This window comes from Sorangium sp. So ce1153, assembly GCF_051521595.1.
Classification (GTDB): Bacteria; Myxococcota_A; Polyangia; order Polyangiales; family Polyangiaceae; genus Sorangium.
This window is the reverse complement of the sequence record NZ_CP150361.1, coordinates 6385573-6407477: the sequence shown is the minus strand read 5'-3', so window position 1 is coordinate 6407477 and position 21905 is coordinate 6385573. Positions and strand designations below refer to the sequence as shown.

Sequence of the window (21905 nt, the reverse complement as noted above, 5' to 3'; positions counted from 1 at the left end):
CCAGCATTTCATTTGGTAGAGCGGCAAATTCACACCGCGCGTGCGGCCGCCAGGGGTCGCCGGCAGGGATCAAGCGCCCGGGTCGCGGGGGCCGGCCGGTGCGCGAAATGTCCGGGTTTCTCCGGCCTGCGCGCGCCTCTCCGCGTGGAAGACGTTGACATTCCGGGGGATTCGTGAGACGGCGGCAGCGTGATATCCGATGTCGAGATCGAGAATGAGATTCGGGCTTTGGTGGCCAAGTTCCTGGAGGGCATGAGAGCGCTGGTCCGTAAGGACGTCTTCCGGAACGCCGCGCAGTACCTGGAAGTCGACATCAAGGCCGCAGGGATATCGACCGGGCCCGCCGCGACTCCCATGAAGCCTGGCCGCAAGGCCGAGCGCGCGCCGACGCCAGCCCCGACGAAGAGCCGCAAGGCCGCGTCGGCCCGCAGCGCGCCGTCCCGCAAGGCTCCGTCGCGTCCGGCCCCGTCGCGCCCGGCCCCGTCGCGTCCGGCTCCGTCGCGCCCGGCCCCGCGCAAAAAGACGGCCGCGCCCCGGGCAGCCGGGGGCGCCGCGCGTCCAGCGGTCGCGCCGGCGAAGGCTCGCGCCAAGAGCGCCGGGAAGGCCCAGGCGCCCGCCGTCGGGGCGGGCGACAAGGGGACCCAGCCCGCCAATCCGACGAGCCCGGAGAACGCGCCGTCCGGGATCCCCGAGAACGAGATCGCCGAGGCGCTGCTCGCCCATGTGGAGATCGAGCCAGGGCAGGGGATCGACGACCTTGCGCTGGCGATGGGAACCCCCGCAGCGGATCTCCAGGAGCCGATCAAGAAGCTTCTCGAGGAAAACAAGATCACCGAGGAGCTGCGCCAGGGTCAGGCGTCGTACTACCCGACGTGAGCGGTGACATCGGCGCGTCGTCCCACCGGGCATGAGCGTTGCTCCGCCCGGTCGCGGCGTGCGGCCGGGGCGGGAACAGGTGGAAGCGGGCGCAGCGTCCGGGGCGAAGCTCCGGGCGATCTGGCGTGCGCTGCGCGCATCCCGCCACGACGCGGTGAGCAGGGACCCCGCGGAGACTCCGAACGGTTGGAAGGCCGGAGCTGAAGGCGGACGATCCGATGGCGAAGGCGCGCGGGCGGCGTCAGGTGGACACGACCCGACCCCGGGACGCGGACCGCTGGCGCCGAGCGAGCCTTGCGACCTACATCCAGGCGGGCACAGGCGTGTGCCGCGTGTCGGCCGCCGAACCCAGCGACGCCATCGCCGCGGACTCGACGCGGGGGCGGAGCCCCGGTAACCTGCCCTTCCAGGCTCTTCCCGGATGACTCCCGCGCACGAACAGATTCTCAACGTCCTGCTCGGCTATCTCTCGGCGATGAATGCAGAGGGTGTCCTGCTCCGGGCCATGCGGGAGGCGGAGATCCAGCCGGAGAAGTTCTCGCTCGAGGACCTCCCCGACATCCTTCCGAGCATCGAGCGCCGGGCCCGCCTCTACGTCGATCCGGGCCGGCTCGGGCGGCTCAAGTCGGAGATCTCCGCGATCGGCGGCGATCGACCTTCGCGGCGCTCGAAGGTCATGGTCATCAGCGTGGAGGCCGACATCAGCGAGGCGCGCCTCAGCGCGAAGGCCGTTTGCGACGCGGCCGGCGCAAAGAGCTTCACCTCGCACAAGGTCGCGACCATCGTCAGCGAGCTCGCCCGGAACATCGTCCACTACACCCCCGGCGGGACGATCGAGATCGCGGTGCAGCGCGACAGCCCGGTCCGCTTCGTCATCGTCGCTGTGGACGAAGGCAGCGGGATCCAGAACCTGCAAGAAATTCTGGCTGGACGTTACAAAAGCAAGACCGGGATGGGCCGCGGCCTCATCGGGGTCAAGCGGCTGGCCGATCGCTTCCAGATCGACTCGGGGCCGAAGGGCACGCGGGTGGAAATCGAGGTCCACCTGTGAAGGTCGCCGTGGAGTACACCATTCTGCCGAAGGATGGAGAGCGCGTCAGCGGCGACGCCGCGTTCGTCCGCGCCGGCGAGGGCGGGTGTCTCTTCGCGGTGATCGACGCCCTGGGTCACGGCGAGCACGCGGCGGCCGCTGCGGACGTCGCGCTCAAGGCGCTCGCCGACGCCCCGCCGGGCGACGACGTCCGCGCCCTCGTCGACCGCCTCCACGCGCGGCTCCGCGGGACCCGCGGCGCCGCGGGGATGATCTGCCGCTTCCGGGACGGGCGGCTCCAGGGCTGCGGGATCGGCAACGTCGAGCTGATGTCCCACGGCACGCGCGTGCAGTGGCTTCAGAGCCCGGGGATCCTCGGCGCGTCGCTCGGAAAGGTCCGCATCTTCGACGCGCAGCTCGCGCCGGGCGATCGCCTCGCCGTCTTCTCCGACGGGATCTCGCCCCGCTTCGACCTCTCGCTGTTTCGTGGAATGAAGGCCGCGGAGGCCTGCCGCGCCCTCATGAGCCGACACCGGCGCTCGCACGACGATTCAACCGTCTTGATCGCCGACATCGAACCTTAGGATGACCATGGAGCTCAAGCGCCTTCCGATCATCAACCTGTGGGACCGGATCCTGGTGCCCATCCAGGGGGACGTGACCGACGATCTCGCGGAGCAGCTGAACACCGAGGTGCTGCGGGCGATCCACGAGAGCGGGGCGAAGGGGCTGGTCATCGATCTCACGGCCGTATGGATCATGGATAGCCACCTGTGCGCCGTGCTCTCGAACCTCGCCTCCGCTGCGCGGCTGATGGGCACGCCGACCATCCTGTCCGGGCTGAGCCCGGAGATCGCGATGACGCTCCAGGCCATGGGGGTCGAGCTCGCGGCGGTGAAGACGGCCCTGACGCTGGAGCAGGCGCTCACGATGCTCGGGCTCGAGGTGCGCCGGGCCGAGGCGCGCGACGAGGACGACGACGAGGACGACGACGACCTCTTCGACGAGGACGAAGACGAGGACGAGGACGAGGACGGATGGGAGGCGGACGACCGCGGCGACTCGAGGCGAGCGTCGTCGGGCGCGCGGCCCTCGCGATCGACGTCGAGCGCCGACCGCCGGCAGAGCGCGAAGAGCCGGCTCCGTCGCCGCTGAGCTCGCGGGCGTGAGGCTGGCGTTCGCCGCGGGAACGTGCGGGAACGTCGACCAGCACGCCCGCCTGACACGCGCTCGCTGGCGATCCAGAGACGGCGGGGTGACGGCGTTGGTCTCGGTGGGCAACGCCGTGGGTCCCTGGTATGCCTCACGACCGCTCTCCGGGCGATCACCATGGACAAGCTGGATTGCCTCTCCGCTCCGCCGCCCAAGCAGCGGGGGATCTTCTGCAACCGGACGCTGAATCTGCGCTCGATCAAGGCGATCGGGTACGACATGGATTACACGCTGATCCACTACCGCGTGGAGGCGTGGGAGCGCCGGGCGTATGAGCACCTCCGCCATCTGCTGGAGGCCGAGGGCTGGCCGGTCGGGGATCTGACGTTCGAGCCGGATCTCGTGAGCCGGGGGCTCATCCTGGACACCGAGCTTGGCAACCTGCTCAAGGTGAACCGCTTTGGCTACGTGAAGCGGGCCTACCACGGCACGAAGCCGATCGACTTCGAGACCCAGCGCTCGACGTACGCGCGGACGATCGTCGACCTGGCGGACGGACGCTACGTGTTCCTGAACACGCTCTTCTCGCTCTCGGAAGGGTGCATGTACGCGAAGCTCGTCGACCTCCTCGATCAGCGCCGCCTGCCCGAGGTGCTCGGCTACAGCGACCTCTACGGCCGCGTGAAGGACCGCCTCGACGCGACGCACATGGAAGGGCAGCTGAAGGCCGAGATCATCGCGGACCCGGACCGGTTCGTCCTGCTCGACCCGGAGACCCCGCTCACGCTGCTCGACCAGAAGGAGGCGGGCAAGAAGCTCGTCCTGATCACGAACTCGGAGTGGGTCTATACGCGCGCGATGATGAGCTACGCCTTCGATCGCTTCCTGCCGGACGGCATGACGTGGCGCGAGCTGTTCGACGTGGTCATCGTGTCCGCGCGGAAGCCGGAGTTCTTCTCGAGCCGCAGCCCGCTCTTCGAGGTGGTCACGGAAGATGGCCTGTTGCGCCCGGCGGGCAGGCTGCGCGAGGGCGGGCACTACCTCGGCGGCAACGCGGGTCTCGTCGAGCACCACCTCCGGCTGTCCGGCGACGAGATCCTCTATATCGGCGATCACATCTATGGAGATGTGCACGTGTCGAAGAGCGTCTTGCGGTGGCGCACGGCGCTCATCATCCGCGAGCTCGAGGAGGAGATCCTCGCGATCGAGGAGGCGCGAGGCGCCGAGGCGCGCCTCGATCTGTGGATGCGAGAGAAGGAGGACATGGAGCGCGTCTACGCCAGGCTGCGCCTCGAGCTCCAGCGGATGCGCGCCGGCTACGGGCCGGTCGTCGGGGCGACGGAGGCCGAGGTCCAGGCGAAGATGAACGAGCTCAAGACGCGCCTCGCGGCGCTCGACGCGCGGATCGCGCCGCTCGCGAAGGCGTCGGCGGAGGCGCTGAACCCGCGCTGGGGGCTGCTCCTCCGCACGGGGAACGACAAGAGCCACCTGGCCCGGCAGATCGAGCGCTCGGCGGACATCTACACGTCGCGCGTCTCGAACTTCCTCCTGGCGACGCCCCACGTGCTGCTCCGCTCGCACCGCGGGAGCCTGCCGCACGATCCCATGGGGGCGCCGCCGGGCGCGGACCGGCAGAACGGCGAGCCCGCCCCGGTCGACGACGCGACGCCCGTGGGGATGTAGGCCGCCCGCGCGGCCGCGGCGGCGTCAGGCCGCGAGCTTCTGCGCGGCGCTGTCGAGGATGTCGAGGCACCCGGCGAGGCTGTCGCAGAAGAGCAGCTCGCGCCGGAGGGCGGACGCGCCGGGGAGGCCGCGGAGATAGCCGGTGAGGTGGCGGCGGGTCACGCGCACGCCGTGCGGCTCGCCGCGCGCCTCGGTGTTCGCGATGAGGTGCGCGCGGCAGAGGGCGAGGCGCTCCTCCGCGGTCGGCCCCGGGAGCCGCGCGCCGTGGTCGAGCAGGGCCCGGGCCTCGCGGAAGATCCAGGGGTGGTCGATCGCGGCGCGGCCGACCATCACGCCGGCGCAGCCCGTCTCGGCGAGGGCGCGGGCGGCGTCGTCGGCCGCCTTGATGTCGCCGTTCACGACGACAGGGATCGACACGACCTCGCGCGCGCGGGCGGCCCAGGTCCAGTCGGCCGCGCCGCTGTGCCCCATCTGGGCTGTGCGGCAGTGGATCGTGAGCGCGGCGACGCCGGCGTCCTCGAGGCGGCGCGCCAGGTCGACGATCGGCATGTGCGACTCGGGCCCCCAGCCGATGCGCGTCTTCACCGTGACCGGCAGCGCGACCGTGCGCGCCACGAGGCGGGCCATCGCCACCATGGCCTCCGGGTCGCGCAGCCAGCCCGCGCCCGCGCCGCGGCCGGCGATCTTCGGCACCCAGCAGCCGCAGTTGATGTCCAGGAACGCCGGCCCCGCCTGCTCGGCGACGCGCGCGGCCTCGGCGAGGCGCTCCGGGTTGGCGCCGTAGATCTGGATCGCGGTCGGCTGGTCGTCCTCGGCCAGGGCGAGCTTGCGCCGCGCCGTCTTGCACCCGCGCAGCAGCCCCTCGACGTTGACGAACTCCGTCACGCACAGCTCGGCGCCGAGCTCACGGCAGATGCGGCGGAAGACAGCGTCGGTGACGTCCTCCATGGGCGCGAGGACGACGGGGCGGCTGGCGAACAGCCGGCGGAAGCTTTCAGGCGAGAGCGGCACGATGGCGAGCTTTCAAGCATGGATCCGGCCGGTTGACCAGGGAGACCGCGCCGGCCTCGGCGCGCCGCGCCCGTGGACTCGGCTGGACCGGCGCGGCGGCGCCTGGAGGCCCGCTGCGCTCGGGCCCGCGGCCCAGGGCGAGCCACCCGGCGGCGTCTGACGCTGACGGCCGCGTGGTCGCGCGGTCGTCAGACGCCGAGGAGATCCGAGAGGCCTGCTCCCAAGTCGAGAGCGCTGCGTCGCGGCGCGGCGCGCCGCGGACCCGCAGCGGGGATTCACCATCTCGCCGACGTGTACGCGCGCAGCGCACGAACACGGCAGGTGGGGCGGCGAGTGGCCTTGTCGGTAGTTACAGCCTGGGTGGTGGGAGAGGGCGACCGGCAGAGCGGCGCGCCCCGCCGTCGTGATCGAGGAAACCAGTCGCGCCGAAGTCAGCAACGCTCGCTTGACGTTCGGCGCGGCTCTGGCGACCCTCGAGAGTGCCATGAAGCGTGCGCTGCTCAGAGATGCTCTCCGCGCTGAGCGCTCGGCGTCGTCGCGCATGCTGAAGGAGCGCGATACCCGCCAGATCGGGCCGCGGCGCAGCACGCTGACCGCCCACGACACGGAGAGCGTCCGCCGCGCGGTGCGCCGTGCTATTCGCGTCGCGCTCTGGATCTGGCCCGCGTTCACGCTCGTCGACGTGTTCATGGCGACCGTGTTGTACCCGGCGGCGCCGGTGTGGCGCTGCATCGTCCTGCGCGTGCTCGAGCAGGGGCTCGCCCTCCTCGTGTACCGGCTCTCGGGGCGCCCGACGCTCTCTGGCCGCGTCGTGCTCCTCGGGTACGACGCCGCGTTCCTCGCCGCCGCGCTCTTCATCTCGCTCATGGCGCTCGATTTCGGCGGCCTGACGAGCGCGTACATGCACGGGCTCTCCATCGTCGTGCTGCTCCGCACGGCGCTCGTGCCGGCGCCGTTCCGCAAGGCGCTCATCGCCTCCGCGCCGATGTTCCTCGCCTTCCCGGCCACCATGGGCATCGCCGCGTTCTTCTCGCCGTCGATCGAGGCGGCGTGGCTCGACCCGACGACGCTGCTCACGGCCGCTAGCCATTACATCTTCGTCCCGGCCTCGGGCGTGATCGGCGCCCTGTCGAGCCACGTCGTGTGGGCCGCGCAGCAGCAGGTGTATCAGGCGCGCAAGCTGGGCAGGTACCGGCTCGAGGCGCCGATCGGCAAAGGGGGGATGAGCGAGGTCTGGCTCGCCTGGGACGAGACGCTCCAGCGCGACGTCGCCCTCAAGCTCCTCCGGACGCGGGACGCGCCGGACCCGGCGGTGCTGAAGCGCTTCGAGCAGGAGGCGCACGCGGCCAGCAAGCTCAGCGATCCGCACACCATCCGGATCTTCGACTTCGGCGCGAGCGACGACGGCATCTACTACATCGCGATGGAGCACCTGCGCGGGGCCGATCTCGCCGCCATCGTGCGCAGCTACGGACCCATGCCCGTGGCGCGCGCCGTGCGCTTCGCCTTGCAGGCCTGCCGCTCGCTCATCGAGGCGCACGAGGCCGGGATCATCCACCGCGACATCAAGCCGCAGAACCTGTTCGTCACGCGCGTGGGCGACGACCACGACTTCCTGAAGCTGCTCGACTTCGGCGTCGCGCGGATGGTCGAGGGCGGCCGGGAAGCCGAGCTGACGAACAGCGGCATGCTCTGCGGGACGCCCGCGTACATGGCGCCCGAGGTCTGCCGCGGCGATCGCGCGGACGCGCGCAGCGACATCTACTCGCTCGGGGGCACGCTCTATTTCCTGCTCACCGGGGAGCTGCCGTTCGAGGGCTCGTCGTCGGGTCAGCTCTTCGCCGCGCACATGACGAGGGCGCCCCTCGCGCCGTCGGTGCGCCGCGGGGCGGTCGTCCCTCGCGCGGTCGATCGCCTCGTGCTGCGGTGCCTCGCCAAGGACCCGCGCCATCGCTTCCAGAGCGCGCGCACGCTGTTCGACGCGCTCCTCCAGCTGCTCGACGAGTCCGCCTGGAGCGCGGCGGACGCGGAGCGCTTCTGGGTGGTGAGCCGGGCAGAGAAGCTCGGCCAGCTCGAGGCGCCGCCCGAGCGCCTCGCCCCGACGCGCGGCGGCTCGACCCGTTCAGCCACGGCGCGATAGGCGCCGCGACACGGCGCCTCCGCGCGCGCGCGTCACCCTGCCGGCGCCCCCACAGGGGTCGTCGCGAGGGAAAAGTACGTCGAAACGGATCAGAAACACGAGAGAAACTCGAATGTTGGCTCCTCACCTGTAAGACGCAGAGGCCGATGCAGAGCGTCCATTGATCGGACATGGCAGCTTCGAATCGCCATGTTGCGTCGCGGCAGCGCCCGATCTGACGAGGAGGACAGATGTCGACTTTGATCACCGAGTGGAATCCCGACGATGACGTGTTCTGGGAGAAGACAGGGAAGCGTATCGCCCGTCGGAACCTCATCTGGTCGATCATCGCCGAGAACATCGGCTTTTCCGTCTGGCTGCTCTGGAGCGTGACGGCCACCCGGCTCCCCAAGGTCGGCTTCAACTACACAACGGACCAGCTGTTCCTGCTCGTCGCGATCCCGGGCCTCATCGGCGCGCTGATCCGGTTCCCCTACACGTTCGCGGTCCCGAAGTTCGGCGGGCGCAACTGGACCGTCGTCAGCGCGCTCTTGCTGCTCATTCCCACGATCTCGCTCTCGGTGCTCGTGACGAGGCCCGACACGCCGTTCTGGCTGATGGCGCTCGCGGCGGGGACCGCGGGGCTCGGCGGGGGCAACTTCGCCTCCAGCATGGCGAACATCTCGTTCTTCTATCCGGACAAGAAGAAGGGGCTGGCGCTCGGCCTCAACGCCGCCGGCGGCAACGTCGGCGTCAGCAACGTTCAGCTCCTCGTGCCCATCCTCATCGGGCCCGGCGCGGTGGCGACGGCCATCGGCGGGTACCACACGGAGTCGGGGATCTACCTGCAGAACGCAGGGCTGATGTGGATCCCGCTGATCCTCATCGCGGCGGCCGGCGCTTACTTCTTCATGAACAACCTGGCGTCGGCGAAATCGAACTTCAAGGACCAGATGGCCGCCACCAGGAACAAGCACACCTGGATCATCGCCTGGCTGTACATCGGGACCTTCGGCTCGTTCATCGGCTACTCGGCGGCGCTGCCGCTCCTGCTCAAGATGCAGTTCCCCGCCGTGACCCTCGAGCTCACGTTCATGGGCGCGCTCATCGGCTCGGTGGCCCGGCCGCTGGGCGGCTACCTCGCCGACAAGATCGGCGGCGCGCGCATCACGTTCTGTAACTTCGTGTTGATGGGGCTCGCGTCCCTCGGGATCATCCACTTCCTCGACGAGAAGAGCTACGCCGGGGTCGTCACGATGTTCATGGTCATGTTCATCACGGCCGGTGTCGGCAATGGCTCGACGTTCCGGATGGTCCCGGTCCTGTTCCGGCGCGACCACCTCCGCGCCGCGCAGGGCAGGGGCGAGGCGGCGCGCGTCGAGGCGCTCAACACGGCGCGCCGCCAGAGCGCGGCCGTCCTCGGCTTCACCTCGGCGATCGGCGCGCTCGGCGGCTTCTTCATCCCGCGGAGCTTCGGCGCCTCGATCAAGGCGACGGGCGGGGCCACGACGGCGCTCACGTATTTCTTCGTCTTCTATGTCACGTGCATGGCGCTCACGTGGTGGTGTTACCTGAGGACCCGCTTCCTCGTGAACCGCATCCCGAGCCTCGCCGAGGCCGACGCCTGAGCCGCGCTGGCCTTTCGCGCCGGCGGGCGCGCCGGCCGCTGATGGGCCCCTCCTGACGCCGAGGCTCCCGCCGCGCGCTGCGCGAGGGAGCCTCGGCCTGCCAAGCTACCGCGAGCGTCCTGAGAGCGGAGCGCGATGCCCTTGACGAGCGCCGAGCGCCGCGGCGAGGACCGTGCCGCGGCGCTCCGCCGCTGATCGAGGCCGCGCTGCCGCTCCATCGCGCCGCGCGGTCGTCAGCGCTCGCTACCAGCCGCCGCAGAAGCCGGCGCCGCAGCCGCCGCCCCAGCCCCAGGGCCGGAAGCCCCAGGGCCGGAAGCCCCAGGGCCGGAAGCCCCAGCCGCCCCAGCCCCAGGGCCGGAAGCCGCCCCAGCCCCAGGGCCGGAAGCCGCCGCCCCAGCCCCAGGGCCGGAAGCCGCCGCCCCAGCCCCAGGGCCGGAAGCCGCCGTGCCAGCCCCAGCCGCCGCCCCAGAAGCGCGACGCGTCGGGTTGCTCGCCAGCGCTCTCCTCACCACCCGCGCTCGTCGACCCGGCGTCCGCCGAGCCGGGGTCTGCTGAGCCCGAGCTCTCGGAGCTCACGCCCGTCGCCGGCAGCGCGCTCGACTCCTGATCCGCCGAATCCATCTCCTCGGTCTGGGATGCCTGCTTCGCCTCGTCGAGCGGGGCTCCCGTGTCCTCCGACGCCGTCGTCTTGGCCATGCAACCGGCCGCGGACAGAGCCGTCGAGAGGACCACGAGCGATGCGAACTTCGTCAATTGGCTCATGTTCCCATTCTCCTGTGCACATCAATCCATGTGGAATGGAGTCATCGCCCGTCGTGATCGCGGGCTCTGACACGCGGGGATCTGAGCTTCCCCGTCGCTGGGACATGTGCGGTGTCGGGGCGGTGATGTCGATTACCCCAGAAAGGACACCTGAGACACCATGGACGCTTTCAGCGCGGTCCGCGCGAAGCTGTTGTGGAGCGGTGTGGAGCGAGGTGGCGCAGGCTGCCGTGATGGTGACGTGGAGTGCAAGCGGCTCGATCAGCGGAGATGGCGCGACGCGCCAGCGGGCTCGGATCCGTGGGCGATCGCTGTGCTGCACAGGCGTCGTCGCCCAGCCAAGGATGCATCATGAAGGCTCGCGAGATCGTGACGTCTGCCCAGATGCTCCGGCTTGAAGACGATGGGATCAGCCGCGCGACTGCGTTTCCCGTGCACATGAGCCTGGCCTGCGCGCACGAGGTGGTCAGGGCGACCATCGATCGCGCCGACGGCACGCCGCGCCCCGTCCTGGTCGATACAAGGACGCAGAAGGCGGTGGACCGGGTGGCGCGGGAGTACTTCGCAGGAGCGGAGGCCGCGAAGGGGCGCTGCGCGCGCTCACGGTCAGCGAGGAGATCGTCGTGCTGCCGCTCGCAGGCGCGCTGGCGGCCCGGCGGCTCGGGGGCCGCTCACGCCATGATCTCGGCCTCGTAGAACGTGATGTGCGCGGCCCGGAGCGCCTGCTCCCCGCCCATGCCGCGGTGATGCCGCCGGAACACGTCGGACTTCGGGTACTCCTGGAAAGCCTCCCGGCTCGCCCACCGCGAGACCGCCTTGAGGCTGCCATCATCCAGCCAGATCTCGAGGCCGAGGAAGCCGGAGAACTGCCGCATCTCCGGCGCTGCCCGCCGGAAGCTCTCCACCATGGCCTGAAGCGCCGGACCCGAGGCGGTGATGGTGTTGACGACGATGAACATGGCGGACTTCTAGCGGCACGCTGGACGGCGGCAATGCGCGGCGCGCGAGCCGGCGCCGAGTCGGGCTCCCGCCGGGGATCGAGGCGGGGCTCGGCGCCTCCCTGTCGAGGCTGTCAGGGCAGTCGGAAGGACGGCGCGCCCCCGGGGCGGGGGCTGCCGTGGTCGCCTGGAGCGAGCGCTCAGCCCGCGAGCTTCGCGCGCACGGCGTCGCCCATCCCCTGGGTCGACAACTTGCCGCCGAGGTCGGCGGTCCTGGCGCCGCCGGCGATGGCCTGCGCCACGGCGCGCTCGAGCGCGGCCGCCTCCTTGTCGAGCCGCAGCGAGTGCCGGAGCAGCATGGCGGCGCTGAGGATCGTGCCGATCGGGTTCGCGATCCCCTTGCCGGCGATGTCGGGCGCCGAGCCGTGGATCGGCTCGTACACCCCGCGCGTGCCGTCGCCCAGCGACGCGCTCGGCAGCACGCCCAGCGAGCCGGCCAGCACGGCGGCCTCGTCGGTCAGGATGTCGCCGAACATGTTCTCGGTGACGATGACGTCGAACGCGGCCGCGGACGTGATGAGCCGCATCGCGCACGAGTCGACGAGCTGGTGCTCGATGCGGATGTCGGGGTGGCGGCCCGCGACCTCGGTCGCGACCGTGCGCCAGAGCCGCGACGACTCGAGGACGTTCGCCTTGTCGACCGACGTGACGAGCCGCCGGCGCGACGCGGCGAGGCGGAAGGCGAGCTCGACGACGCGCTGGATCTCCTCGTCCGTGTACTCGAGCGTGTCGACGGCGCGCCGCCGCCCGTTCACCTCCTCGCGGAGCCGCGGCTTGCCGAAGTAGAGCCCGCCCGTGAGCTCCCGGACGACCATGATGTCGACGTCCGCGAGCCGCTCCGGCTTGAGCGGGGAGGCCTGGACGAGCTCGGGGAACAGCCGGATCGGGCGCAGGTTCGCGTACAGGCCGAGCCCCTGGCGCAGCGCGAGCAGCCCCTGCTCAGGGCGGACGCTCGCGTTCGGGTTGTCCCACTTGGGGCCGCCGACCGCGCCGAGCAGGACGGCGTCCGCCGCGCGGCACGCGTCGAGCGTCTCCGGCGTGAGCGCGGTGCCGCTCGCGTCGATCGCGCAACCGCCGATCAGGTGCTCCGTGTACGTGAAGCTGTGGCCGAACTGGGCGGCGACGGCGTCGAGGGTGACGCGGGTTTCCGCGACGATTTCGACGCCGATGCCGTCGCCGGGCAAAAGAACGATATTGGCCTTCATGCGACCTCGCTGGCAGGCAACGTGGATGTGTACTGCTCTGGCTCTCTCGCTGCGAGCGTGAGCCCATACTCGATCCCGTCCGCGAGCGCATGCCAGGACGCGTCGATGATGTTCGTCGACGCGCCGACGGTGCTCCACTGGCGCTGCGCGTCGCGGCTGTCGATGAGCACGCGCGTCGTCGCCGAGGTGCCGTCGCGCCCGTCGAGGATGCGGACCTTGTAGTCGACGAGCTGGATGTCGCGCACGGCCGGGAACACGGGCGCGAGCGCCTTGCGGAGCGCGCCGTCGAGCGCGTTGACGGGGCCGGACCCCTCGGCCGCCGTGATCACCACCTCGTCGCCGACCGCGATCTTGATCATGGCCTCGGCGAAGGTGCCGACGCCCTCGCGCTGGCCCGCGATGACCTTGAAGTCGAGCAGCCGGAAGGGGGGCTGGTAGCCGGGCGAGCTCCGGCGGAGCAGCAGGGCGACGGACGCCTCGGCCGCCTCGAACGAGGAGCCGCGCGCCTCGCGCTCCTTGATCTGCTCGAGCACCTCGACCTCGGCGCCGGCCTTCACCTCGAGCCCGAACTCCTCGGCCTTGCTGAGCAGGTTGCCGCGCCCGGACAGCTCGCTGACCACGGTCCGCATCGCGTTGCCGACGAGCGCGGGGTCGATGTGCTGGTAGGACGCGGGCTCGCGCCGCATCGCCGCGACGTGCACGCCGCCCTTGTGCGCGAAGGCGCTCCGGCCGACGTAGGCCATGTGATCGTCGGGCGCGAGGTTCGCCACCTCGGCGACGTAGTGGGACAGCTCGGTGATCCCGCGGAGGGCCCCGTCCGGCAGCGCGGCGAGGCCGAGCTTCAGCTCGAGGTTCGGGATGATCGCGCAGAGGTTCGCGTTCCCGCAGCGCTCGCCGTAGCCGTTGATCGTGCCCTGCACGTGGCGGGCGCCCGCGCGCACCGCGGCGAGCGAGTTGGCGACCGCGCACTCGCCGTCGTTGTGGGCGTGGATGCCGAGCGGGTGGGCGAGCTTCGCCTTCACCTCGGCGACCACGGCCTCGATCTGCCACGGCAGCGAGCCGCCGTTCGTGTCGCAGAGCGTGACCACCTCGGCCCCGCCGCGCACCGCGGCGCGCAGCGTCTCGGTCGCGTACGACCGGTCGAGCGCGAACCCGTCGAAGAAGTGCTCGGCGTCGTAGACCACCCGGCGGCCGTGCGCGCGCAGGAAGGCGATGGTCTCCTCGATCATCCGGAGGTTCTCGTCGAGCGTCGTGCGCAGCACCGCCGTCACGTGCTGGGTCGAGCTCTTGCCGAAGATCGTGCAGACGCTCGTCCCGGCGGCGAGGAGCGCGCGCAGCCCGGGGTCGTCCTCGGGCGCGAGCGACGCCCGGCGCGTCGAGCCGAACGCGGCGATCTTCGCGTGCTTCCACTCGATGTCCCTCGCCCGCTCGAAGAACTGCGCGTCCTTCGGGTTCGAGCCGGGCCAGCCGCCCTCGATGAAGGTGATGCCGAACGCGTCGAGGTGGCGCGCGATCTGCAGCTTGTCCTCGCAGGCGAGCGAGATGCCCTCGCGCTGGGTGCCGTCCCGGAGGGTCGTGTCGTAGATGTCGACGCGGTCCGCGGGGCGGGGGCCCTGCTCCACGCCGTTGAGAGGCGGATTCATAAGGTTCGACTTCCTTGTGCGGCGAGGCGAGGCCGCGGAGCCCGCCGGCCCGCGACGGGGGCCCTCAGCGCTCCGCTCATCGGCCTATCTCGCGGTCTCGACGGCGGCGCCGTGGCCGCCCTGGTTGCTCTCTGACGCCGCCGCTTCTTCCTTGGCCTCGACGCCGTAGGTCGCGAGGAGCCGGTTCAAGGCGGTGAGGTACGCCTTCGCGCTGGCGACGAGGATGTCGGTGTCAGCGCCGTGGCCGTGGAAGACGCGCGCCGACGCGTCGTGCTGCGGGTGCCGCTTGCTCGACGTCACGTCCGCCCGGACGCGGACGCTCACCTCGCCGAGCGCGTCGATGCCCTCGGTCACCGCGTGCACCGAGAACTCGAGCAGGCTGCTCGGCACGCGGACGATCTCGTCGATCGCCCGGTAGGCGGCGTCCACCGGCCCGGTGCCGATCGCGGCGCGGACGTGCAGCGCCCCGTCCGGCCCGCGGAGGCGGACCGTGGCCGTGGGCATCCCCGTGGTCCCGCAGGCGACCTGGAGCGCGTCGAGCGTGTAGACCTCGGGGCCCTGCGCCCGCGTCGTCGAGACGATCGCCTCGATGTCGGGATCGGTGACGTGCTTCCGCTTGTCCGCGAGCGCCTTGAAGCTGGCGAACGCCGCCGCGAGCTGCGCCTCGTCGAGGTGGTAGCCGAGCTCCTCGAGCCGGTTCCGGAGCGCGTGCCTGCCCGAGTGCTTGCCGAGCACGAGCCGCGTCTGCGTGACGCCGACCATCTCGGGTCGCATGATCTCGTACGTCTCCTGGTGCTTCAGCATCCCGTCCTGGTGGATGCCCGACTCGTGCGCGAACGCGTTGGCGCCGACGATCGCCTTGTTCGGCTGGACGTTGAAGCCCGTGGCCGCGCTGACGAGGCGGCTCACGGTGGCGATCTGGGTCGTGTCGATCCCGGTGCGCAGCCCGAAGACCGCCCGGCGCGTCGCGAGCGCCATGACGACCTCCTCGAGCGCGGTGTTGCCGGCGCGCTCGCCGATGCCGTTGATGGTCACCTCGGCCTGGCGCGCGCCCGCGCGGATGCCCTCCAGCGCGTTGGCCGTCGCGAGCCCGAGGTCGTTGTGGCAGTGGACCGAGATGATGGCGCGGTCGATCCCCGGGACGTTCTTGCGGATCCCGGCGATGAGCGCGCCGAACTCGCTCGGGATGGTGTACCCGACCGTGTCGGGGATGTTGAGCGTGGTGGCCCCGGCCGCGATCGCGGCCTCGAGCACCTGGTAGAGGAACTCCGGCTCGCTCCGGCCGGCGTCCTCGGGGCTGAACTCCACGTCCGCGCACAGGTCGCGCGCGTAAGCGACCATCGCCCGGACGCGATCGAGCACCTCGGCGCGGCTCATCCGGAGCTTGTGCTTCAGGTGGATGTCGCTCGTGGCGAGGAAGGTGTGGATCCGCGGGTGCGCGGCCCGCGAGACGCCCTCCCACGCCTTGTCGATGTCGACCTTCGTGGCGCGGGCGAGGGCGCAGACGATCGGCGGGGTCGCCGCGGGGCGGCCGGGGATCGCGGCCCCGCCCACGCGCTCGGCGATCGTCTGGACGGCGAGCAGGTCGTCGGGGGAAGCGGCGGGGAAGCCTGTCTCGATGACGTCGACGCCGAGCTTCGCCAGCGCGAGCGCGATCTCGAGCTTCTCCGAGGACGTCATCGTCGCGCCCGGCGACTGCTCGCCGTCGCGCAGCGTGGTGTCGAAGATGCGGACGTAATCGGACGGGGGCATCGCTTGATTCGCAATCATCTCAGGCATGGTGTTCTCCGCCGCCTCCCACGAGTGGAGACGCTCAGTCGCCGGGCTTGATGGTGACGGGGTCGATGAACGGCATCATCTTGCGCAGCTTCGCGCCGACCACCTCGAGCCGCTGCTCCCGCTCCTTGGCGCGCGTCGCCTCGAAGTTCGGCCGGCCCTGCTCGTTCTCCGCGATCCACTTGCGGGCGAACTCGCCGTTCTGGATCTCGGCGAGGATGCGCTTCATCTCCTCGCGGGTCTGGTCGGTGATGACGCGCGGGCCCGACACGTAGTCGCCGTGCTCGGCGGTGTCGCTGATCGAGTACCGCATGTAGTTGAGGCCGCCGCGGTACATGAGGTCGACGATGAGCTTGAGCTCGTGCAGACACTCGAAGTACGCGATCTCCGGCTGGTAGCCGGCGTTCACGAGCGTCTCGAACCCGGCCTTCACGAGCTCGCTGGCGCCGCCGCAGAGCACCGCCTGCTCGCCGAAGAGGTCGGTCTCCGTCTCCTCCGCGAACGTCGTGGTGAGCACGCCGGCGCGCGTCGCGCCGATGCCCTTGGCGTACGCGAGCGCCTGCGCCTCGGCCTTGCCGCTCGCGTCCTGGTGGACGGCGAGGAGCGCCGGGACGCCGCCGCCCGCCTCGTACGTCTCGCGCACGCGGTGGCCGGGGCCCTTCGGCGCGATCAGCGAGACGTCGACCGACGCCGGGGGCGTGATCGTGCCATAGCGGATGTTGAACCCGTGCGCGAACATGAGCGTCTTGCCCTGGCCGAGGTGCGGCGCGATCTGCTCGTTGTAGATGCGCGGCTGCGACGTGTCGGGGGCGAGGATCATGATGACGTCCGCGGCCTTCGCGGCCTCGGACACCGTGGCCACCTGGAGCCCCGCGGCCTGCGCCTTGGGCCGGCTCTTGCTGCTCTCGGGCAGGGCGACGATCACCGTCGCGCCGCTGTCGCGCAGGTTGAGCGCGTGCGCGTGCCCCTGGGAGCCATAGCCTACGATCGCGATCTTCTTGCTCTGGATGAGCGACAGATCCGCGTCGTTATCATAGAAAATTTTCGCCATCTCACTCTCCTTCAACAGGGATCCGCACCTCGCGGCTTCCCTTCCTTCACGTCATCAGGCGGCGCTGTTCTCGGCCGAGCGCGCAGGCAGCATCGTGTCCAGCCTGGCCTCGGCCTCCTCGGCGCCGCGGGTCATCACGATCATCCCCGTCCGCACCATCTCGATGATCCCGAACGGCCGGAGCACGTCGAGCAGGCCCTCGATCTTGTCGCCGGTCCCGGTGATCTCGATGGTGAGCGCCTCCGGGGCGACGTCGACGGTGCGCGCGCGGAACACCTCGCAGAGCTGGAGCACCTGCGCCCGGGTCGTCGCGTCCGCCTTCACCTTGATCAGCGCGAGATCGCGCGCGACGGAGGCCGTGTGGGTCACATCCCGGACCCAGAGCGTGTTGACCAGCTTGTACAGGTTCGCCTCCAGGCGGCGCGCCCCGTCCTCGTCGGCCTCCAGGACCAGGGTCAGCCGCGAGACCCCGGCGATGTGGGTGCGCCCGACGCTCAGCGACTCGATGTTGTAGGCGCGACGCCGGAAGAGGGACGCGACTCGGTTGAGCACGCCGGGGCGGTCTTCGACGTAGGCGATGAAGGTGCGCAGGATGGGTCGATCCATGGATGCCTCTTGAAAGTCCCTCTTGTCTATGGTGCGCCCGGCGCTGGCCGTGACGCGTTCGGACGCGCCCCGCTCGTCCGACGAGCGCGACGGGCGCGTCGGACGGGCGTACGGGGCGCGTGCCTCTACGGGTGCGTTCACGGGTCCTCCCCGGTCTCCACGATGGGGCTCGGGCGTCGGATCATGTCCTTCAGGTCGGCGCCCGCGGGGACCATCGGATAGACGCTGTCCTCCTGCTCGACGCGGAAGTCGACGACCACGGTGCCCGGCGTCGCGCGGGCGCGCGCCACCGCGTCCGCGATCTCCTCGCGCTTCGTGACCCGGATGCCGGTCAGGCCGTGGGCCTCGGCGAGCTTCACGAAGTCCGGGCTGCGCATCGGGGTCGCCGAGTAGCGCCGGTTGTAGAAGAACTCCTGCCACTGGCGGACCATGCCGAGGTAGCCGTTGTTGATGACGGCCACGTGGACCTTGATGCCCTCCTGCGCACAGGTCGACAGCTCGCAGGCGGTCATCTGGAAGCCGCCGTCGCCGACGACCACCCAGACCTCCTCCTCCGGCTTCGCGAAGCGCGCGCCGATCGCCGCCGGCAGGGCGAAGCCCATCGTGCCGAGCCCGCCGGAGGTGATGAGCTTCCGCGGGTGATCGTGCTTGTAGTACTGCGCTTCCCACATCTGGTGCTGGCCGACGTCGGTTACCACAAGCGCCTTCCCGTCGGTGAGCCGCCAGAGGTCGTGCATCACGTGCGCGGCGTACAATTTCTCGTTGTACGGCAATTGTTGAATGTCACGGACCGCCGAGTCGCCCTTCAGCGCGCCGATGCGCTCGAGCCAGCTGCCCCGGTGGCGCTGCTTGACCCCGGGGATGAGCGACTGGAGGGTGTCCCGGACGTCCCCGACGAGGCCCACGTCGACCTTGACATTCTTGTTGATCTCGGAGCGGTCGATCTCGACGTGGATCTTCTTCGCCTTGACGGCGTAGGTCTTGAGGTTGCCGGTCACGCGGTCGTCGAAGCGCATGCCGAGCGCGATGAGGAGGTCGGCCTCCTGGATGGCGTGGTTCACCCACGCCTCGCCGTGCATGCCCATCATGCCGAGGCTGAGCGGGTGGGTCGCCGGGAAGCCGCCGAGGCCGAGGAGCGTGGACGCGACGGGGATGCCCGTCTTCTCCACGAAGGCGAGCAGCTCGCGCGTCGCCTCCGCCCTGACGATGCCCTGACCGGCCAGGATGAGCGGCCGCTCGGCGTCGTCGATGAGCTCGATCGCCTTCTCGATGTCCGTCTGGACGGCGTGGTGCGAGGGGCGGTAGCCGGGCAGGCGGACCTCGCCCTTCAGCGGCTCGTAGTCCATCGACGCCTGCTGGGCGTCCTTGGTGATGTCCACGAGCACGGGGCCCGGGCGGCCGGAGCGCGCGATGTAGAACGCCTCGCGGATGGCGGGGGCGATGTCCTCGACCTCGGTGACGAGGTAGTTGTGCTTGGTGATGGGCAGCGTGACGCCCGTGATGTCGGTCTCCTGGAAGGCGTCGGTCCCCAGCAGCTTGGAGGAGACCTGGCCGGTGATACAGACGATCGGCGACGAGTCGAGCATCGCCGTCGCGATCCCCGTGACGAGGTTCGTCGCGCCCGGCCCCGAGGTGGCGACCGCCACGCCGACCTTGCCCGACGCGCGGGCGTAGCCGTCCGCCATGTGCGCCGCGCCCTGCTCGTGCCGGACGAGGACGTGGCGGATCGGGTAGCCGAGGATCGTGTCGTAGGCGGGCATGATCGCGCCGCCCGGATAGCCAAAGACCACGTCCACGCCTTCGCTGACGAGGACTTCCCAGATAATCTGTGCGCCGGTTCGTTTCATATTCCTGACTCCATCGAGTCGCGCTGGTGAAGCTGGTGAAGGTGGCGCCCTCGGGCGCCCTGGCCGCTGGGTTCTGCCGTCTCTCGGGGGCTCATCGCGCTAGGCGATCGCGCGCTGCAGGTCCTCCCGCGGGCCGCCGCCGCTGCTCTCCTCGCGGCGGATCGCCTCGAGCACCCGGCGCGCGTCGTCGAGCGACACCACGCGCGCGTGGGCCTGCGCGTCCGATCCGGCGCGCGCGGAGGGCGGGTCGGAGTGGAACTCGAACGAGGCCTCGGCCACGCCGCCGCCGGGGCGCGCGCCCTTCAGGTGCGTCGAGGAGCGCTCGGGCGCGCGGACGACGCCCTCGCTGACGCGCGCGCGGATCTCGTGGACGAGCGCCTCGAACTCCTCCCGCACAGCGCTCGACGCGACGGGCACGCCACAGCCCGCGGCGACGAGCTCCGCGAGCTCCGCGATGCGCTGATCAACGGCCTCGCTGGAGGCGTCCTCGCGGTTCTTCCTCGAATGTTCCTTGCTCACCTGATCCTCCTTGGACGACGGCTGCTCTTCGTGAACCCTCAGGCCGAAAAAAACGAAAGCCCCCGGACCTTCTCGGTGCGGGGGCCTATCTCCATGCTGCTTCAGCTCAGAGCGGCGGCCCGCAACCGATTCCAACGCGAATCAGCCCGACGACGAATAGGCTGACGAGCGCAGGAATGGCTAGGCCCGCTAGGAGCCCGACGGACACACCGCCCTCGACGACGAGCGAGCGCGTCGCCGAGAACGCCGACGAAGCGCGGTGCACCAGCTTCACAGCGGGGGTCCCATCGCCGGAGGCGTGGGCGCTGGAGGTGCAGGGCGACTTCTGCATAGCGTGCGTGGGGTCACCTTACAGAAGCGCTGCGTCGCGTCAAGCTGTTTGTTTACAGATCGCTTGTTTCTGCGCTGTTTCGTGAGGTTTTTGTGAATGAGGCATGAGCAGAAACAGCGCGTGACGTCCTGAATGATCGTGCGCTGTTCGAGGCGCTCGGCGGCCCGCGTCTGGCCTAGCCTAGCCGCGCGCGGCGATGGCGATGCGGCGCGGCCCTGTCGATGCGATCGACGCCGACACACGCACGCACGACGCGCGCACGCACGCGCGACGTACGCGGACGACATGCACGGAAGGCGCCGACCCTGCGCGCGGAAGGCGTCGATCGAGCTCGACGCCAGGCGAACACGGCGCGGGCGCGCGACCCGCGGAGGTGAGCGGGGGCGGCGAAGATCCGGAGCGCCGGAGGTGATGTGCGCAAGCGCCGGACGGCGGCTCGTGCGCGCCCGAGGTCCGGAGTGCTGCCCTGAACCGACTGCGCCGGGCCGAGCCGCGCCCCCATGGATCCGGCATGCAAGCGCATCGCGTGGCGCAGGCGCGCCCTGCCGCCCGTCGGATCGTATCGCCCTGGCGTCGCCGGCGCAGCCGCGCGGCCGCTCTCGCCGCGACCGGGCTCGTCGCGCTCGGCGCCGCGACGACCGTCGCCACGGCGGCTCCTCTCGGAACCGCGCGTCCTGCGGCGCTCGCGCGCGCCCAGCCCGCGCGGCCGGCGCCGATCTCGCGGCCGCCGGCGACGCCGCGCCGCGGGGAGGAGCGGCGCGACGCCGCGGCGCCCCGGACGCAGGCGAAGGCGGCAGCCAACCTCGGCACGTTCGTCGAGCTGCGGAACGATTACGTCTCGCGCGGCAGGAACGGCTTCTTCTACGCCGCGGTGATCCGGGGGGACTACGCCTTCGACAGGAGCTTCTCGCTGCGCGCGGACGTGCCGCTCGCCTACGCGGGCGGGATCGAGGGAGAGCGCAACGCGGGGCTCGGCGACGTGCTGATCCGGCCGCTCGTCCGCGCCGTCGGCACGCCGCGGTTCGCGCTCCTCGTCGGCTCGGATCTCGTCCTCGACTCGGCGACGAACCGCGCGCTCGGCTCGGGGAAGAACCAGCTCGCGCCGCTCGTCGTCGGGTACGTCCGCGTGGCGCGGCCCGCGCGGCTCGGGCTGCAGCTGCAGCACGCGGTGTCGTTCGGCGGCGATCCGCGGCGGGACGATATCCAGACCTCGCTGATACGGCCCTTCGCGATCGTCGAGCTGCCGCGCGGGTTCTGGGTCGGGCCGGACCAGAGCTTCCAGTTCAACCACCGCGGCGCGCCCCGCGTCGTGTCCACCAGCGTGCTGGAGGTCGGCGCGGAGCTCAGCGACCGCGTCCAGGTGTACGTGGATCCCGGGATCCAGGTCGGCAGCCAGGGGGCGGTCGACTGGCTGGTCACCGGGGCCGTGCGCTGGGCCTTCCCGCAGCGGGCGCGCGGGCGCACGGTGGCCGCCGCGCCGCCGGCGCGACGCGCGGCCGCAGAGCGCGCCGCGGGCGAGTAGGGAGCCGACCTCCCTCCGCGCCCCCCCGGCGTCCGGCCGCGCTCAGCGAGCGCGCGCGCCGGCCGCGCGCCCGGGACGCCGGAGGGCCGCGCGCCCGGGACGCCGGAGGGCCGCGCCCGGGACGCCGGAGGGCCACGCCCGGGATG

Annotated in this window: 19 protein-coding genes; 9 read left to right on the top strand and 10 right to left on the bottom strand. The window is 71.0% G+C overall.

Features of this window, described 5'->3' with window-relative positions; all coding sequences use genetic code 11:
* The first annotated feature begins 231 nt into the window (after nt 1-231).
* The 5 genes from WME85_RS22900 (at nt 232) to WME85_RS22880 (ending at nt 4741) form a co-directional block, all read left to right on the top strand.
* Nucleotides 232-876 carry a hypothetical protein gene (locus WME85_RS22900; protein WP_437840947.1) on the top strand — a complete coding sequence of 215 codons (645 nt, stop codon included), beginning with the start codon at nt 232-234 and terminating at the stop codon, nt 874-876.
* Nucleotides 877-1297: 421 nt separating this feature from the next.
* The gene (locus WME85_RS22895; RefSeq protein WP_437311564.1) at nt 1298-1927 is read left to right on the top strand and encodes an ATP-binding protein; all 630 of its coding nucleotides are present in this window, start codon (nt 1298-1300) and stop codon (nt 1925-1927) included.
* Nucleotides 1928-1935: 8 nt separating this feature from the next.
* Nucleotides 1936-2490, top strand: a complete 555-nt coding sequence (locus tag WME85_RS22890; protein WP_437840946.1) for a SpoIIE family protein phosphatase — start codon at nt 1936-1938, stop codon at nt 2488-2490.
* A 7-nt stretch (nt 2491-2497) separates the two neighbouring features.
* Complete coding sequence (locus WME85_RS22885; protein ID WP_437840944.1) at nt 2498-3061, top strand: STAS domain-containing protein; 564 nt, start codon at nt 2498-2500, stop codon at nt 3059-3061.
* A gap of 174 nt (nt 3062-3235) precedes the next feature.
* On the top strand, nt 3236-4741 hold the full coding sequence (locus WME85_RS22880) for an HAD-IG family 5'-nucleotidase (RefSeq protein WP_437311561.1): 1506 nt from the start codon (nt 3236-3238) through the stop codon (nt 4739-4741).
* A 24-nt stretch (nt 4742-4765) separates the two neighbouring features.
* Here WME85_RS22880 and dusB read toward each other — a convergent pair whose 3' ends face one another.
* Nucleotides 4766-5752, bottom strand: a complete 987-nt coding sequence (gene dusB, locus WME85_RS22875; RefSeq protein WP_437840941.1) for a tRNA dihydrouridine synthase DusB — start codon at nt 5750-5752, stop codon at nt 4766-4768.
* A 541-nt stretch (nt 5753-6293) separates the two neighbouring features.
* Here dusB and WME85_RS22870 point away from each other — a divergent pair.
* Nucleotides 6294-7892: a serine/threonine-protein kinase gene (locus WME85_RS22870; protein WP_437840940.1), complete on the top strand. Its 1599-nt coding sequence runs from the start codon at nt 6294-6296 to the stop codon at nt 7890-7892.
* 230 nt (nt 7893-8122) lie between these two features.
* Nucleotides 8123-9499: an MFS transporter gene (locus WME85_RS22865; RefSeq protein WP_437840938.1), complete on the top strand. Its 1377-nt coding sequence runs from the start codon at nt 8123-8125 to the stop codon at nt 9497-9499.
* A 243-nt stretch (nt 9500-9742) separates the two neighbouring features.
* Here the strand turns inward: WME85_RS22865 and WME85_RS22860 are convergent, their stop codons facing one another.
* A complete protein-coding gene (locus tag WME85_RS22860) occupies nt 9743-10261 on the bottom strand; it encodes a hypothetical protein (RefSeq protein WP_437840936.1) in 519 nt (172 codons plus the stop codon).
* 351 nt (nt 10262-10612) lie between these two features.
* On the opposite strand from WME85_RS22860, the gene WME85_RS22855 reads away from it, so the two are divergent.
* Nucleotides 10613-10957 carry a DUF7793 family protein gene (locus tag WME85_RS22855; protein WP_437840934.1) on the top strand — a complete coding sequence of 115 codons (345 nt, stop codon included), beginning with the start codon at nt 10613-10615 and terminating at the stop codon, nt 10955-10957.
* On the opposite strand, the gene WME85_RS22850 is transcribed toward WME85_RS22855, so the two are convergent.
* From WME85_RS22850 to WME85_RS22815, 8 genes are all read right to left on the bottom strand, one after another.
* Nucleotides 10933-11220, bottom strand: coding sequence for an antibiotic biosynthesis monooxygenase family protein (locus WME85_RS22850; RefSeq protein ID WP_437840932.1), 288 nt, complete (start codon nt 11218-11220; stop codon nt 10933-10935). The genes WME85_RS22855 and WME85_RS22850 overlap by 25 nt on opposite strands.
* A 179-nt stretch (nt 11221-11399) precedes the next feature.
* Nucleotides 11400-12464, bottom strand: a complete 1065-nt coding sequence (leuB, locus tag WME85_RS22845; RefSeq protein ID WP_437840930.1) for a 3-isopropylmalate dehydrogenase — start codon at nt 12462-12464, stop codon at nt 11400-11402.
* Nucleotides 12461-14107 (bottom strand): citramalate synthase, encoded by a 1647-nt coding sequence (gene cimA / locus WME85_RS22840; protein WP_437840929.1) that lies wholly within the window; start codon nt 14105-14107, stop codon nt 12461-12463. The genes leuB and cimA overlap by 4 nt, the downstream gene beginning before the upstream one ends.
* Nucleotides 14108-14191: 84 nt before the next feature.
* Nucleotides 14192-15886, bottom strand: a complete 1695-nt coding sequence (locus WME85_RS22835; RefSeq protein WP_437840927.1) for a 2-isopropylmalate synthase — start codon at nt 15884-15886, stop codon at nt 14192-14194.
* Nucleotides 15887-15920: 34 nt separating this feature from the next.
* Nucleotides 15921-16934 (bottom strand): NADP-dependent ketol-acid reductoisomerase, encoded by a 1014-nt coding sequence (ilvC, locus tag WME85_RS22830; protein WP_437311551.1) that lies wholly within the window; start codon nt 16932-16934, stop codon nt 15921-15923.
* A 54-nt stretch (nt 16935-16988) separates the two neighbouring features.
* On the bottom strand, nt 16989-17540 hold the full coding sequence (ilvN, locus tag WME85_RS22825) for an acetolactate synthase small subunit (protein WP_437311550.1): 552 nt from the start codon (nt 17538-17540) through the stop codon (nt 16989-16991).
* Between the two features lie 137 nt (nt 17541-17677).
* Nucleotides 17678-19387, bottom strand: a complete 1710-nt coding sequence (gene ilvB, locus WME85_RS22820; RefSeq protein WP_437840925.1) for a biosynthetic-type acetolactate synthase large subunit — start codon at nt 19385-19387, stop codon at nt 17678-17680.
* Nucleotides 19388-19486: 99 nt separating this feature from the next.
* Nucleotides 19487-19906, bottom strand: a complete 420-nt coding sequence (locus tag WME85_RS22815) for a hypothetical protein (protein ID WP_437840924.1) — start codon at nt 19904-19906, stop codon at nt 19487-19489.
* A gap of 842 nt (nt 19907-20748) precedes the next feature.
* Here WME85_RS22815 and WME85_RS22810 point away from each other — a divergent pair.
* The gene (locus WME85_RS22810) at nt 20749-21759 is read left to right on the top strand and encodes a hypothetical protein (protein WP_437840922.1); all 1011 of its coding nucleotides are present in this window, start codon (nt 20749-20751) and stop codon (nt 21757-21759) included.
* Nucleotides 21760-21905: the final 146 nt, after the last annotated feature.

What these genes read in the sequence shown, in the direction of transcription:
- WME85_RS22895 (WP_437311564.1), top strand. Translation starts at nt 1,298, where the DNA reads ATGACTCCCGCGCACGAACAGATTCTCAACGTCCTGCTCGGCTATCTC.
- WME85_RS22885 (WP_437840944.1), top strand. Translation starts at nt 2,498, where the DNA reads ATGGAGCTCAAGCGCCTTCCGATCATCAACCTGTGGGACCGGATCCTG.
- WME85_RS22880 (WP_437311561.1), top strand. Translation starts at nt 3,236, where the DNA reads ATGGACAAGCTGGATTGCCTCTCCGCTCCGCCGCCCAAGCAGCGGGGG.
- WME85_RS22870 (WP_437840940.1), top strand. Translation starts at nt 6,294, where the DNA reads ATGCTGAAGGAGCGCGATACCCGCCAGATCGGGCCGCGGCGCAGCACG.
- WME85_RS22865 (WP_437840938.1), top strand. Translation starts at nt 8,123, where the DNA reads ATGTCGACTTTGATCACCGAGTGGAATCCCGACGATGACGTGTTCTGG.
- WME85_RS22860 (WP_437840936.1), bottom strand. Translation starts at nt 10,261, where the DNA reads ATGAGCCAATTGACGAAGTTCGCATCGCTCGTGGTCCTCTCGACGGCT.
- WME85_RS22855 (WP_437840934.1), top strand. Translation starts at nt 10,613, where the DNA reads ATGAAGGCTCGCGAGATCGTGACGTCTGCCCAGATGCTCCGGCTTGAA.
- WME85_RS22850 (WP_437840932.1), bottom strand. Translation starts at nt 11,220, where the DNA reads ATGTTCATCGTCGTCAACACCATCACCGCCTCGGGTCCGGCGCTTCAG.
- leuB (WP_437840930.1), bottom strand. Translation starts at nt 12,464, where the DNA reads ATGAAGGCCAATATCGTTCTTTTGCCCGGCGACGGCATCGGCGTCGAA.
- cimA (WP_437840929.1), bottom strand. Translation starts at nt 14,107, where the DNA reads ATGAATCCGCCTCTCAACGGCGTGGAGCAGGGCCCCCGCCCCGCGGAC.
- WME85_RS22835 (WP_437840927.1), bottom strand. Translation starts at nt 15,886, where the DNA reads ATGCCTGAGATGATTGCGAATCAAGCGATGCCCCCGTCCGATTACGTC.
- ilvC (WP_437311551.1), bottom strand. Translation starts at nt 16,934, where the DNA reads ATGGCGAAAATTTTCTATGATAACGACGCGGATCTGTCGCTCATCCAG.
- ilvN (WP_437311550.1), bottom strand. Translation starts at nt 17,540, where the DNA reads ATGGATCGACCCATCCTGCGCACCTTCATCGCCTACGTCGAAGACCGC.
- ilvB (WP_437840925.1), bottom strand. Translation starts at nt 19,387, where the DNA reads ATGAAACGAACCGGCGCACAGATTATCTGGGAAGTCCTCGTCAGCGAA.
- WME85_RS22810 (WP_437840922.1), top strand. Translation starts at nt 20,749, where the DNA reads ATGCAAGCGCATCGCGTGGCGCAGGCGCGCCCTGCCGCCCGTCGGATC.